The sequence below is a fragment of the Nostoc sp. genome (assembly GCF_036917575.1).
Lineage (GTDB): Bacteria > Cyanobacteriota > Cyanobacteriia > Cyanobacteriales > Nostocaceae > Nostoc.
In genome coordinates, this window is the sequence record NZ_JBALDC010000045.1 from 127,715 (window position 1) to 141,092 (window position 13,378).

The window sequence follows — 13,378 nt, forward strand, 5'->3', positions numbered from 1 at the left end:
AGTAATGCTTGAATTGGGAGATGAATCTAGACAACTCCCTTAAGTCCCTTGGTATTGCCGACCCTAGCGGCACCGGCTGGTTGGCAGTAGTATTTACGTTCCTCTTGGCTTGCCTTGTAACTTGGCGTTTAATTCCGACAGTACGCAAATTCGCCTTGCGGGTAGGTTGGGCTGACCAACCCAACGCCCGGCGACTCAACCGAGAACCTTTACCCAATGCTGGGGGGCTGGCTATCTACGCGGGTGTGATTGCCGCGCTGGTATTAGCTAGCCTTTTACGACCGATTGAACTTCAAAACGTATTGGTTCAGGTGCTCACTATTCTGTTAGGGGGTTCGATATTAGTCCTTGTGGGTTTTATCGACGATCAGTTTGGCTTACCGCCCTCTGTGCGATTGTGGGCGCAAATTGTCACGGCACTTTTGCTGGTAGCGAATGGCATCAGTGTCAAAGTCCTGTTTGGCACTCCCATTGACTCGCTTCTGTCCATGTTGCTAACAGTACTATGGGTAGTAGGGATTACCAACGCCATCAACTTGATGGATGGTATGGATGGCTTGGCAGGAGGAATTAGCTTTATTACCGCCATGAGTTTGTTGGGCGTTGCAGCTCAATTTAACAATCGTGCGGCGGCAATCTTAGTACTTGCAGCATTGGGAGGTGCTGCGCTGGGATTTTTGCGCCATAATTTCCATCCCTCACGAATTATTATGGGTGATGCTGGAGCATACTTTTTTGGCTATGTGTTGGCAGCAACTAGTATTTTAGGCAAACTGCAACAAAACACAGTTTATGCCCTAATTCCTACGGTTTTATTTCTGTTATTACCGGTGCTAGACACCACTCAAGTATTTGTGCGGCGGCTACTAGCAGGAAATAACCCTTTGAGTACTCCTGGCAAAGACCATCTGCACCACCGCTTACTTGCTTGGGGACTCTCTCAGCGCCATGCTGCGTTCACCCTTTGGTCAATTACCTTAGTTTTCAACTTGCTAGCAATGAGAATACAAGGTATGAGTTTGTCTGTGATGCTGACAACCGCCAGTAGTATTATCCTGCTTTTGGGTTTTACAGTCTGGCAAAGGATACGCCAACAGTCCTAGTTGCTTGTAGGGTGGGCATTGTAATGCTGGCCCTACAATGGTTTATTCTGTGGATGAAAGTGATGTCTGTCTTGAAAAGTTCACAGACGCTTGCAGACTCGCTATTGGTGCGTTACGATTTCGGCGTAACATCACCCTACGAAAATTGCTGTAAACACGATTCATCGCGTCTCTACTTATGCCATGACCATACCGCCATCGACATTAAAAACCTGTCCAGTAACGTAGGCGGCGGCGGGGTCGGCGGCGAGGAAGCGCACCATCCCAGCAACTTCTTCAGGTTGACCGAAGCGACCGAGTGGGATGTATTTGAGAATATCTTCGGAGTTGTTGAGATTGCTAGTCATGTCGGTGGTGATGAATCCAGGGGCAACAGCGTTAACAGTGATCCCGCGAGTAGCTAGTTCTTTAGCAACGCTTTTGGTAAAGCCGATGACACCGGCCTTGGCGGCGCTGTAGTTTGCCTGACCGGGGTTGCCGATTTGCCCAGCAACAGAGGTAATGTTGATAATCCGCCCCGATCGCTGCTTCAGCATGATTTTACTGACTGTGCGTGTACATAAGAAAACACCAGTTAAATTAAGGTCTATTACAGCTTGCCAATCTTCTGGCTTCAAACGCAAAAGCAGCGTGTCGCGGGTAATACCTGCGTTGTTGACTAATATATCCACACGGCTGAACTTTTCGATGACGGCGTTAATTAGTGCGTCTACTTGATCGCTTTTAGAAACGTCTGCTTGAATAGCGATCGCCTGACCTCCCGCATCTGTAATTTCTGTAACAACTGCCTCAGCTGCGGCACTCGAACTAGCATAATTGACAACTGCGATCGCTCCTTGTGAGGCTAATTCAATTGCGATCGCGCGGCCAATTCCTCGTGATGCACCTGTAACAATTGCGACTTTATCTTGTAATAGTGTCATTTAATGTTCCTCAATCATAGAAATACCGCGCTAATTATCTTATGGCGATTTCGGGAACATCTGAATATTGTCTGGATAATATCTAACTCTTGCGGGGTGATAATCTTGCAGTCATACTGCAAGTTACATAGCTAATAGATAAAGTTATACGTCGTATTTAGCTAGACTATAGCTATGCTGAATCAAACACGCAAAAATAAGATCCCCGGCTTCATAAAAGTTATCGAGAATCTGAGGTTTGCAATTCTCACAAATCAAATAAGATTTATATATAACTCGAATAACAATAATTAACGTTTTACTCTGATTAAATATCTATAGTTACTTCTCTGTAAATAGATGAATAACTTTAAGTAATATATTCGCCTGACTAGATAGACTAGAAAGTGTTGCATCTACAGCCTTTGTAGACATCACTCTTGTGAAAGCCTCTATAATGATTTGTTGATCGCGATCGGTTAAAATACATATTTAATCTAGATACACAACCTAACATAATATACATATTTTCTTATAATTATTTAATATTTTTGACTGTCAAATCATTCTAATATTAACTAATCTAATCTTTTACCAACAAAAACCTATAAACCTATACCGATTTTATTTTATAAGAACTACTATTGAAACAAACAATTGAAAATCGGTGTGTGTCACATGGCAACGAAAAAGCAATTTAACAGTTTTGAAGATATGCTGTCTGCTTCTGATGTACCTGTATTAGTAGATTTTTACGCTGACTGGTGTGGCCCCTGTCAAATGATGGTGCCAATTTTAGAGCAAGTCAACGCCCAACTTAAGGAGCGTTTACGAATTGTCAAAATCGACACAGAAAAATACACAGATTTGGCTAGTCAGTATAATATTGCCGCTCTACCAACCTTAGTACTATTTAAGCACGGTCAGCCTGTGGAGCGGATAGAGGGAGTGATGCAAGCACCGCAGTTGGTGCAATATCTACAAACAAAGATTTAAGCTAACACCTAGAATTTTAATTTTGGTTCTTAGAGGCGCGAAATATCGCGTCTCTTTCAATAGATAGATAATAATGTGCGCCCATATTAATCAAATCACTGTTTGGTTGAACTTTTAGGAGCTATGAGACTCCTATTTGATTGCGTGAAAAAACTCTGTATAACGAAGGCTGATTCCCTACTTTCTGGCTCTGGCGCTTGCGCTGTACTTTGAATACCGCGCAAATAAATTTAAAAATCAAATCGGATTGCGATAAAACCTTAAGCAAATGTTAAGCATATTTACTTATATATCTGGAGAAAGTAGTCCAGAAATTGAGAAGACTATATTGTATAGATATAATAAAATATATTGACAAGTAAAATTATATATGGATATAAAACAGCAAAGACCTGAGAAAGCCTATATTTGGGCGAATATTGATTTTGATAAAGTTAAAAATAGAATAGATGCGGTGACTTGCCAGATTGAGCGGGTTATACAAAAGCACCACCTTTCAAATCAAACTGCTAAAGCAGGTAAAAGAAATAATTAGGTTATCTGTGGGGTGATATCTACGATGAGCTACACCTACACAGTTGATTTTTAATGTAGCCGGCAATTCGGCTATTCAGTAAGCTCAGTCACCACGATAGACATCGCACTAGTTTTGCATAATAGATTTTGGGGAATAGCGACTATATTTTTGTCAAAAACTAAACAATATTATTCAAGAAACATCCACCGAATTTATACGTATTTATTAGTCATTATTTTTATCCTCGACACTCCTAAAAAGGAGTGTTATTTTTGGGAGGATATCTGCTTGCTAATTATACTGTGAAAAGGTGTGAATAAATGATGGGATGGCTATTTGGAGGTCTTGTTAGACAATTTGAGGGTGCAGCTAAGGACGTAGTGAGAGAGAGTAGCAAGGAAATAGCTAACTTGTTTGATGACAAACTTTACCCTTTAGCCAACAAGCTTGATTATATAGCTCAAGAAAGTATTAATCATGCAATAGAAAGAAGTGAGGAATTAGAAAGTAAAATTAAAGTTGACATTGAATATCTATTGAATACCGCAGATAAAAAAGTTAAACATCACCTCGATAAAATAGAAAAAATTCGTAAAAAAGCCCTGAATGAGACTATTAGTAGAACTAATTTTTATCTAGAAAACAGAATTAATCAAATGTCATTAGCTGTAATGCAGGCTATTAGCTTGTCTCAAAATAGCATTGAGCAGAGTTTGGAAAGAATCGAGTATTTTGAAAATAAGTTGTTTCAAGATGCTAATCAAATAGTTGATAAAATATCTGAACTGATAGATGGCAAACTTGAGCTAATTCGGAACGAATTAAAAAAATATTTAGTTCACGGTTTACCCAGTCCTCTTGACAAATGTAGACAAAGGCTCAAAATAGCATGGAAGCCTGGTGGTCTATTTTCTGACACGATATTAGTGAAAGAGGGCAATATTTTTCTTCCTGTGAACTTTGTTATCCAATCTCAAAATCCCCCAATTTCTTGGGGAATTTTGACTGCCTACTCCCAATCTCTTAAAATGTAAAAGTAGTCCGAAGTACACCTACAGTCGTAGTATCATTGTTGCTGTTACCTTCTGGGTTAAAGAGAACAAACGCACCAGGGGTAATGCTGATATTATCGCTAACTTGAAGGCGGTAATAGGCTTCTAAATGGTAAGGAGTCGCCCGATTGTCGCCTGTGGGCGTAAGTTGAGCAGCACCACCAGTATCACTACGGAAAAGCGGCTGACCAAAAAGAATCCCAGCAGTGTTTCCTGACTTGAATAAATCTCTGAAGTGAATTCCCGCCATCCAACTTGTAAAGGTGGTGGAAGCATCCACGTTATTGGAAGCAGCATCAACAAATATTGCTGCACCGTAGCCAGATAATGCTATTTTGGGAGACAATCGCCATGTTACCGTACCGCCAACAGAGTTGAGTGTGAGCGGTGTTCCAACTGCAACCCCTGACAAAGCACCGATATCACTACTAACTAATCCTGTAGCCAAAATATTGATTTCGTGATAACTGTGGGCATAGTTTAAACCAATATCTAGAGCAGAACTTGGCTTGAAGGTTAACTGTGTGGCAATAATACTACTACCACTAAATAAACCTGCTCCCAAAGGTGTAGTAGAAACTCCTGGTACTGCTTCATTAGCAGATTTTTCAGGTAAATTGGCATTTACACTGCCGTATAAAGCTCTTAAATCAAAATTTGGCGAAATGTTAAAAATAAATCCCGCCGCCGATGCTAAACCAGTACCCGAAGTTCCACCAGAAATCCGTAGTACAGGATTCAAGTTGCCAAAACGAGAAATTGACTCTTGTCCTTCACCATAAAAAGGTGTAATTGCTGGGAAAGCATCTGATGTCTCTGCCGCAGTTCCCGCAAACAAAGTTAATTTATTAGCGACGGGAAAGACATACAGCAATTTGTAAACCTGAATACTGTTTGCGCCAACACCCGATAAAGTATTGACATTTAACCCCGGAAATTGCGGCTCAAAACTGGTACGAGCACTACTTGCACTTAAAAGTGGCGAAGCTAATCCTAAACTTTGTTGTAGGCTACCTTGTCCATCGGCTCCACCTAAAAAGTTATAGGCTTGCAATCCGGTAATTAATGAATCTTTACCAGTAAAGCTAGTGGTGAGATTTAACCGTACTCTATTGACTAGGATGATGTTCGGGTCACCCTGATTAGGAGCGCCACCGCTAGCACCAATACCAGCAATAATTGCCTCTCCACTGAGTTTGGTTGTAGTAGAAAACCGATTTGCTTCTAGTTCTGCTGTGCGAGCTTCTACAGCATCTACTCGACCCCGCAATGTTGCCAATTCAGCCGCAAATTGTTCTTGTAGTTTCTGCAACGTCGCTAAATCTTGTTTATTGACTAAATCACCAGTTGCAGTCGCAATCAATTCGTTGATTCGGTCTAAACAAGCATTTAAGCCAGCAGCAAATTCATAGCGAGTCATCGCCCGATTACCGCCATAGGTTTGATTGGGATAACCTGCAATACAACCATAGCGCTCGACTAAAGATTGGAGTGCCTGAAAAGCCCAATCATTCGGCTGTACATCAGACAACTGGGACACGGATGTTACTTGTGCAAGTTTGTATGAGGTTGGAGATGAACTTGCAGGTTGTGGTATGATTGGCTGCGACAAGTTAACAGCAGAATTTACTTCGATATCTTGAGTTTTTTGCTGTTGATTGACTGAGGATAAGTTTTTTTGAGTTTCATTAGCTATCAGCAATTTACTGGAAAGATTATTTGTTAAATTGCTTTGATGAGAATAATTCTTTTCATAGCTGCCGTCATTTTGATTAACAGCTACGTTTTTATCTGCAATTTTTAAACTAGGAAGGGCTTGCACAGGTGATAACCCGACAATTAAACATAAAAATCCCATCCCACTAGCAAAAGCTAGTAGATATTTTGCCATCATGACTCCCAACACCTATAAAATAGTGGAAAAATTCATTGCGATTTTAAAATGGATTGATAAGTAAATTTAAAGTAGATTTAGCAAGAGAGTCTTGTTAACTTTAAATTTTGAATATCAGAATTTTTTCTGAATTAACTTATCAAAACGTCAGCTTATATCGCAGGTATTAAATTCTAGTAAATACTATTTTTGGAAAGAATTAACAATACATCATATTGATAGTTTCTATAATCACGATAGCAATCCTGAATGGTTTATGAACAACGCATTGCGTAAAATGCATGATTCATAAGCTTTCTAAATTTTCTCTGTTCAAAGATAAAAAATAATTGCTATAAGTAAGTGGGCAAAAATATTTGTCGTTGGGATAAAACAGGAGGAAAGAGGCAGAAAGCATGAGGAAAGAGGGTTTTAGCCTCCTTCATTTTTGTTAACATAGTTTGGTTTTATTCTGCCGACCTACTTATTGACAGAAGAATAATTTACATAAGTCTGATTTTGTGATATATGAATATAGGTATTGAACCGAGGATTTCGGCTCAATACCTAATAAAGAATAATTGACTCAAAAAAATTAAGAGGCTGCGATCGCTCCTCAATTTGGGTGCAGCTAAGATCGGGAGGAAAACGGTGGAAATAACTTTCAAGTATTCAATCCCACCAATAGGCAACAACCACCGCATCACAATCTTGCTGAACATCTTCACCCCATAGCCCCCCTTCCAATCTAGTTCTTAGTCGGCGCTTCAGGCGCAAACCATAATATTCACTCGTGCCATCACTTGGTCAGTAATCACTTCTTCGCCATTAAACTCATTGAATCAACGCTGCCAAACCAAAGCAGGAAGAGTTCTTGAGGAGAATAGGATTTCGCAATCGATTGGATTTTGCCTAAATCAAGCATCATGTTGACGGTAAGTAGTATTTTTAACAAAACATTTGTAACTACCCTTGCAGTTTATTTACTCAGTGCCTGCTATTCTTATAGTTACTTCGGTCTGTCATAGCAGATAGATTATCCTCGATAATATTTTATTTGTAAGCGCTCATATACCATCGTGGTAGTGTGGGTGCTTTTACTTTATCAACAAAAGCAGAAGGCAGTCCCGATGAACTTCGTACATCACCAAGCATGAAAATAGGCAGTTCTTGCTGGGGGTAGGGGACTAGGAACTAGTATTTTTACTCAGCACGGGCTAAACGCCCCGCTGACGCTAACAGCACTCTCAAGGCAGAAGGAATATTGCCCTCTGCCTCCTGCCTTCTTTACATGATGTCTGGTGTTTAGTACACTAAGCTGATAATGAAGCTTTGACTTGACCAAAACGGCGATCGCGATTTTGGTAGCTTAACAAAGCCTGATGAAATGCTTCGCGATTAAAATCTGGCCAAAGAATATCGGTGAAATACATCTCTGTATACGCCATTTGCCATAGCAGGAAATTACTCAATCGCATCTCACCACTGGTACGAATCAGCAAATCGGGTTCTGGAGTATCTGCTGTGTAGAGATGTTGTTCTACAAGACTTTCATTCACTTCTTGGGCGCTGAGTTTGCCTTGTTCCACGAGTTGAGCTACTTGACGGCAAACTCTGGTAATTTCGTTGCGGCTACCGTAATTGACTGCAACCGTAAAGTGGATTGCTTGATTGTTCAATGTCTCTGTCATTGAACGTTCTATTTCTGTCTGTAGAGACTTGGATAAAGCTGATAAATCTCCAATAAACGAGATGCGTACTTCTTCTTGATGCATCTGAGCTAACTCGCGGCGTAGTAATCGCTCAAACAAATGCATGAGAAAATCCACTTCTTCAACGGGACGCTGCCAATTTTCTGTGGAGAAAGCATAGGCTGTCAACGCTTTGATTCCCCAATCTTTGCAGCAACGCAATAGTTCTTTGAGTGTCTTTGCTCCTTGGCGATGTCCAGCAATGCGTGGTAATCCTCGACTGGTTGCCCATCGTCCATTACCATCCATGATGACAGCGATATGTTGGGGGATTTTTTGGGGGTTTAAATCGGTGGGTAATTTTGATTTGTTATTTGTCATTTATCATTTGTCCTTTTAGTTTCAAATAAATTTTGCAGATAGTCTGGTGTGAGGCTATTGTTCCAACTCCACAAGCGACGCATTGTATAAATGAACGTGAAGAGGAGAGTTATTTTGTTGGTTAATGACCAAGCATTCCAATTGAGAGTACCCATCATCCGGCAAAGAGTACGCATGAGGTTGTTACGCTGATAGTTTGGCGATCGCGTTTTGATCAGCGTGCGTCCAATTCGCATCAACCCAGTATTAGGGAAAGCCCAAACCCCAAACCCCCAGAATTTAGTCATGTGGTTAATTTCATCCTGTGCTAGTTCCTCTAGAACATCCTGGAGTGCGCCAGTAGTGTGAGCCATCAACCAAATATAAAGACAGGTAGCACCGTATTCTGTGGCGATACGGTGTAAGCCGTGGCGATATAAGTCATCTTTGGCGTCATCTGTGGGGAGATAGCTTCTAACTGTCCGAAGTTTTGGGGTAATTTTCTCGCCTGTTAATTGGGTGTAGATTTTGATTAATGCGGGTGTGTGCTGACGTTCTTCCTTTTCCCACAAACCAAGTTCTACCAGTTCGCCATCTTTACCAACTGTTCCACCAACAAACCGAGCCATTTGAGGATGCAATTTTTCCAAATACTGCCGACTGGTTTGGGTATAACCGCGAATCGGAGCTTCTGTATCCATCGCACCAATCAGTATAGATAAAAATACCTCTGCGTCTAAGCCGATAATTTGATTGCGGTTAATTGTTTGCCAGTCGATGAGTTTCCAAGGACGCGGTTGAGGATTGGCAAACTGTAACGGTAAATCTTGCAGACGCTCGTCTAGTTTTTCGACTGTAATATATTTGTTTATGAGGGAACGAATGCGGCGTTGTGTTTGCAAGTAATGAGGAATAGGATAGCTTTTACCTGCTAGGTCTTCTGTGATTGGGCTGAAGGTATTAAGCATCTTTTTATACTCAGATGTTTATCTCTATGCTCAATAGCCTAAGCGATCGCATTATCGTTTGTCAGTCGGATGAAGTCGGCAGTTTTATGTGATTGAGTTGGAAAAGTCGGATTTGAATTGTGGTGATTTGATATCGATAGGACTTACGCACGAGTTACGGAATAACGAACCGCAGAGGCACAGAGGGCACGGAGAAATCAGAGCTTGAGAGATATTTTGCGTAAGTGCTAATTGACAATGGGCTAATCAGATAAAAAGAAAAATTTAAAGTATCAAAAAAACTATGTACTTTTTAAGCTTTTCATACATATTTATATTGTCTTTACGAGTTATCTATAAAAATTAGAATTTTTGCTGAGGTGGTTTTCCCTTTCCAAGTTCATGATAGAAAACAGTCTTAGAGGCTATTTATTTAGAAGGAAGCAAGAAAATGTCTAAAACAACAAAGCCACCGAAACCACCCAAAGCACCTAAAATAACTAAAATAAAAGTTGTTAAAAGCTATATCAAGAAAAATGGAACTTTTGTCGAACCTTACATTAAAGGAATGCCTAAGATTTAATTAGTTATTTTTTTATATCAGCTATGTCAGCCCTCATCCTATATTTATAGGTGAGGGCTAATCTATTGTTAATAAAAAATATGAGCGATTGTTAATAAAAATATGAGCGATTGCCGCCTTATGCCTTACGCTTCTGGCAGTTCCCCAAATTTATTGGCTGTTTCAAAGGGGAAACTGACTTAGCTGCTAATTCCGAAGCCATTGTGCGTAAGCGAAGCTCGTCGTAGACATCGCTAATGCAAGAAAAGTATGATTATCGCTGATACTGGCTTTTTCGTGGCACTTGGAAACCAAAACGACCAATACCATCAATTATCACTACAAGTTTTAAATGCCCTCAATGAACCACTAGTTACTACTTACCCTGTTATTACTGAAACTTGGTACCTTCTTCTTGCCAGAGGAGGTGGTAATAATGCTCAATGTAGCTTTTTGAGAGAGGTTGCACAGGAAGCATTTGAGGTGTTTGATTTACGAAGTCACCATGTTGTACGCATAGTTGAACTCATGGAAAAATATAACGATTTGCCAATGGATATGGCAGATGCTTCTCTGGTTGTTCTAGCAGAACATCTAGGACATGGACGAATTTTGACAGCTGATCAACGAGACTTTAATACCTACCGTTGGAATAACAGCAATCTTTTCAAGAACTTGCTGCTGAATTTTGAATAAAGTTTGCAAAAGTCGGGAAAAAAGTCGGATTTACAGAATCTTATCCGAAAACTTCAGCAACATAACTGTAGATTGATTTATAGTTGTCCTTAAAATCTGACCTACCCTCGTCGTTACACAATGGACGCCCAAGCAGCATTAGCATGGTTAGACGCCATAATTCCCCCTCAGACTGGGGAACAGTTGAGCGATTTGCAAAAAGTGATTGTTGTGCAAGTTTGGTTGGGTAGAAAATACTTGGATATCGCTCATTCTTACGGTTGCACGGAAGGACACGCTAAGGATGCTGGTTCTCAGTTATGGAAGCTGCTTTCTAAAGTACTGCGCCAAAAGATTACCAAAAGTAATTGTCGCTCTACTTTAGAGCGAATTCTGAGAAAAACTACTGCAATATCATCCAGTCTGATTGATTACTCGCGATCGCCCCAACCCACCCCAAAATTAGAGGATACCAATTTTATTGGACGAACAGAAGCGATCGCTCACCTGAATACTTTGGTAAATCAAGGCTCAAAAGTGATTGTAATCCAAGGTGAGGGAGGTTTAGGCAAAACTACTCTAGCGCAGCAATATCTCCATCAGGAGTTTGACTTAGTTTTAGAACTGCTGATGGCGAAGGAAACGCAAAATATCACCCCCGCCGAACGAGTAGTAGAGGAATGGCTCAAACAAGATTTTAATCAAGAACCTGGGGTAGAATTTGGGGTTACATTGGGACGACTCAAGCGCGAACTCCACAATCGGCGGATTGGGGTCTTGATTGACAATCTCGAACCTGCATTAGATCGACAAGGTGCGTTGATTGCTTCTCACCGCAACTATGTAGAACTATTACGGGTGTTGGCTGATGCTAGAGTGCAATCTGTTACCTTAATTACCAGTCGCGATCGCCTTTGTGAACCTGGACTAAATGTGAATCACTATCGGCTTCCTGGCTTAGATGAAAGCGCATGGCAACAGTTTTTTAGCAACCGGGGATTAGCCATCAACTCACCAACTTTGCAAATCATGCATCGCACTTATGGCGGTAATGCTAAAGCAATGGGAATTCTCTGTGGTTCAATTCTGGAGGATTTCGACGGTGATATGGTTCTTTATTGGCAAGAAAATCATGCCGATCCGTTAGCAGCAACCGACTTAAAAAATTTAGCAGTTAGTCAAATTAATCGCCTGCAAGCCCTCGACCCTCAAGCATATCGCCTGCTTTGTCGTTTGGGATGCTATCGTTACCAAGATATACCCACCATTTCATCTCAAGGATTGTTTTGTTTGCTGTGGGATGTCCCATCTGAGCAACATCGCCAAATTATCGCCTCCTTGAGAAATCGGTCTTTAGTGGAGTGCGATAAAGGTGAATACTGGTTGCATCCGGTGATTCAAAAAGAAGCGATCGCACGTTTACGCCCCAGCAATGAATGGGAAATTGCCAACCACAAAGCCGCAGAATTTTGGACAACGAGTCTTAAGCAAATTGAAACCTTTAAAGATGCTTTGCAAGCTTTAGAAGCATATTATCACTATATAGATATTAATGAATTTGAGTTAGCAGGCAAGGTCATTTTAAAAAGCCGAAATAATCAATGGCAGCAGTTTTTACCTCTTGGAAGTACATTGTATCGGATGGGTTTAATTCAACCGATACTTGCAGCAATTGAGCGAGTTGTTAACAATCTGCAAGATGACCAAAATCTCAGCGAACTTTATAATATATTAGGCGATCTATATTGGATAACAGGTAAAATTAGTCAAGCGATCGCTTGTCAAGAAAAGACTATTACTTTAGCAACGCAAGCACTCAAATCACTTGTACCTCAGCCAAAAAATAAACATACAGTTTACTATCTGAGGATGTTAGAGGTAGATTCTTTATTAAGTATTGGTCTTTACAAGATAGATTTGTGGGAATTAAAGGCAGCCGCAAAGCTATTTCAACAAGTGATTTATCTAGCTCAAAATACCGAGCATCATCGCTGGGCAGAAAAAGCTTCAGTCTGTTTAGCTTTAGTATATTCTTATTTAGGTTTGCGTGAAGCCTCTTCTGCATTAGCAGATGTAGCTTATCAAAATATAATAAATGAAAAACTGGTAGAACAAACGGGAAGATTTGTCTATTTCATGCAAATTTTGGGTCAAACCTATGTCAATTTAAGCGAATTTTCCCAGGCAAATCAGATATTCCATCAAGCTTTGATTTTTGCTGAAGAAAGTCACTATATACAGGTAAAAGCAAAAACACTCAATGGTTTAGCAGAAATCCATCGACAACAAACAAATTTTGCATTAGCTCTTGTTAATCAGACAGAAGCAATCCAACTTTTGGATAAAATAGGTGCTAAATGCGATCTGGCTGAAGCTTATTTTCAATTGGGTTTAACTAATCAAAAGATGGCAACACTTGATGAAAGTCAAATGAATTTTAATCGAGCAATTCAGCTATTTACTGAAATCAAAGCTCCCAAACAAGTTGAAAAAATTATAAATTGCGCTGCTCAAAACTGTGTCGGCGAAGCAGTGCTGAGTGCTGAGTAAAAAGTGGGGTAGGGGCACAGTATTGCTTATTAGACCTCTTGCAAAAAACACTTTTGCAAGAGTTGGGAAAAGGGAAAAGGTTAAAGGGGAAGGGGACAATACAAAACCTTTACCCTTTCCCCCTGCCCCTTATCCTCAAAGGTGGCCCCA

General features: G+C 40.5%; 11 protein-coding genes. 7 read left to right on the forward strand and 4 right to left on the reverse strand.

Going from position 1 to position 13,378, the window contains the following annotated elements:
- The first annotated feature begins 20 nt into the window (after nucleotides 1-20).
- On the forward strand, nucleotides 21-1,103 hold the full coding sequence (locus tag V7K79_RS12260; protein ID WP_335047948.1) for an MraY family glycosyltransferase: 1,083 nt from the start codon (nucleotides 21-23) through the stop codon (nucleotides 1,101-1,103).
- 176 nt (nucleotides 1,104-1,279) lie between these two features.
- Here the strand turns inward: V7K79_RS12260 and fabG are convergent, their stop codons facing one another.
- Nucleotides 1,280-2,026 carry a 3-oxoacyl-[acyl-carrier-protein] reductase gene (fabG, locus tag V7K79_RS12265; RefSeq protein WP_335047951.1) on the reverse strand — a complete coding sequence of 249 codons (747 nt, stop codon included), beginning with the start codon at nucleotides 2,024-2,026 and terminating at the stop codon, nucleotides 1,280-1,282.
- Nucleotides 2,027-2,683: 657 nt separating this feature from the next.
- On the opposite strand from fabG, the gene trxA reads away from it, so the two are divergent.
- From trxA to V7K79_RS12280, 3 genes are all read left to right on the forward strand, one after another.
- Entirely contained in the window at nucleotides 2,684-3,001 is a 318-nt protein-coding gene (gene trxA / locus V7K79_RS12270; protein ID WP_335047953.1) for a thioredoxin, read from the forward strand.
- Nucleotides 3,002-3,371: 370 nt separating this feature from the next.
- Nucleotides 3,372-3,536: a hypothetical protein gene (locus V7K79_RS12275; RefSeq protein WP_335047955.1), complete on the forward strand. Its 165-nt coding sequence runs from the start codon at nucleotides 3,372-3,374 to the stop codon at nucleotides 3,534-3,536.
- A gap of 302 nt (nucleotides 3,537-3,838) precedes the next feature.
- Nucleotides 3,839-4,552, forward strand: coding sequence for a hypothetical protein (locus V7K79_RS12280; protein WP_335047956.1), 714 nt, complete (start codon nucleotides 3,839-3,841; stop codon nucleotides 4,550-4,552).
- Here the strand turns inward: V7K79_RS12280 and V7K79_RS12285 are convergent.
- The 3 genes from V7K79_RS12285 to V7K79_RS12295 all read right to left on the reverse strand — a co-directional run bounded on the left by V7K79_RS12285 (nucleotide 4,542) and on the right by V7K79_RS12295 (nucleotide 9,462).
- A complete protein-coding gene (locus V7K79_RS12285) occupies nucleotides 4,542-6,461 on the reverse strand; it encodes an iron uptake porin (RefSeq protein WP_335048122.1) in 1,920 nt (639 codons plus the stop codon). The genes V7K79_RS12280 and V7K79_RS12285 overlap by 11 nt on opposite strands.
- A 1,295-nt stretch (nucleotides 6,462-7,756) precedes the next feature.
- Nucleotides 7,757-8,515: an isoprenyl transferase gene (locus V7K79_RS12290; protein WP_335047958.1), complete on the reverse strand. Its 759-nt coding sequence runs from the start codon at nucleotides 8,513-8,515 to the stop codon at nucleotides 7,757-7,759.
- The gene (locus V7K79_RS12295; RefSeq protein WP_335047960.1) at nucleotides 8,512-9,462 is read right to left on the reverse strand and encodes a ferritin-like domain-containing protein; all 951 of its coding nucleotides are present in this window, start codon (nucleotides 9,460-9,462) and stop codon (nucleotides 8,512-8,514) included. The genes V7K79_RS12290 and V7K79_RS12295 overlap by 4 nt, the downstream gene beginning before the upstream one ends.
- Before the next feature lie 430 nt (nucleotides 9,463-9,892).
- On the opposite strand from V7K79_RS12295, the gene V7K79_RS12300 reads away from it, so the two are divergent.
- From V7K79_RS12300 to V7K79_RS12310, 3 genes are all read left to right on the forward strand, one after another.
- Nucleotides 9,893-10,024: a hypothetical protein gene (locus V7K79_RS12300; protein WP_335047962.1), complete on the forward strand. Its 132-nt coding sequence runs from the start codon at nucleotides 9,893-9,895 to the stop codon at nucleotides 10,022-10,024.
- Between the two features lie 249 nt (nucleotides 10,025-10,273).
- Nucleotides 10,274-10,699, forward strand: coding sequence for a type II toxin-antitoxin system VapC family toxin (locus V7K79_RS12305; protein WP_335047965.1), 426 nt, complete (start codon nucleotides 10,274-10,276; stop codon nucleotides 10,697-10,699).
- A gap of 120 nt (nucleotides 10,700-10,819) precedes the next feature.
- The gene (locus V7K79_RS12310) at nucleotides 10,820-13,228 is read left to right on the forward strand and encodes an NB-ARC domain-containing protein (RefSeq protein WP_335047967.1); all 2,409 of its coding nucleotides are present in this window, start codon (nucleotides 10,820-10,822) and stop codon (nucleotides 13,226-13,228) included.
- Nucleotides 13,229-13,378: the final 150 nt, after the last annotated feature.

Excerpts from the sequence above, each read along its gene's own strand:
- V7K79_RS12260 (WP_335047948.1), top strand. The coding sequence starts at position 21 with ATGAATCTAGACAACTCCCTTAAGTCCCTTGGTATTGCCGACCCTAGC.
- fabG (WP_335047951.1), bottom strand. The coding sequence starts at position 2,026 with ATGACACTATTACAAGATAAAGTCGCAATTGTTACAGGTGCATCACGA.
- trxA (WP_335047953.1), top strand. The coding sequence starts at position 2,684 with ATGGCAACGAAAAAGCAATTTAACAGTTTTGAAGATATGCTGTCTGCT.
- V7K79_RS12275 (WP_335047955.1), top strand. The coding sequence starts at position 3,372 with ATGGATATAAAACAGCAAAGACCTGAGAAAGCCTATATTTGGGCGAAT.
- V7K79_RS12280 (WP_335047956.1), top strand. The coding sequence starts at position 3,839 with ATGATGGGATGGCTATTTGGAGGTCTTGTTAGACAATTTGAGGGTGCA.
- V7K79_RS12285 (WP_335048122.1), bottom strand. The coding sequence starts at position 6,461 with ATGGCAAAATATCTACTAGCTTTTGCTAGTGGGATGGGATTTTTATGT.
- V7K79_RS12290 (WP_335047958.1), bottom strand. The coding sequence starts at position 8,515 with ATGACAAATAACAAATCAAAATTACCCACCGATTTAAACCCCCAAAAA.
- V7K79_RS12295 (WP_335047960.1), bottom strand. The coding sequence starts at position 9,462 with ATGCTTAATACCTTCAGCCCAATCACAGAAGACCTAGCAGGTAAAAGC.
- V7K79_RS12300 (WP_335047962.1), top strand. The coding sequence starts at position 9,893 with ATGTCTAAAACAACAAAGCCACCGAAACCACCCAAAGCACCTAAAATA.
- V7K79_RS12305 (WP_335047965.1), top strand. The coding sequence starts at position 10,274 with ATGATTATCGCTGATACTGGCTTTTTCGTGGCACTTGGAAACCAAAAC.
- V7K79_RS12310 (WP_335047967.1), top strand. The coding sequence starts at position 10,820 with ATGGACGCCCAAGCAGCATTAGCATGGTTAGACGCCATAATTCCCCCT.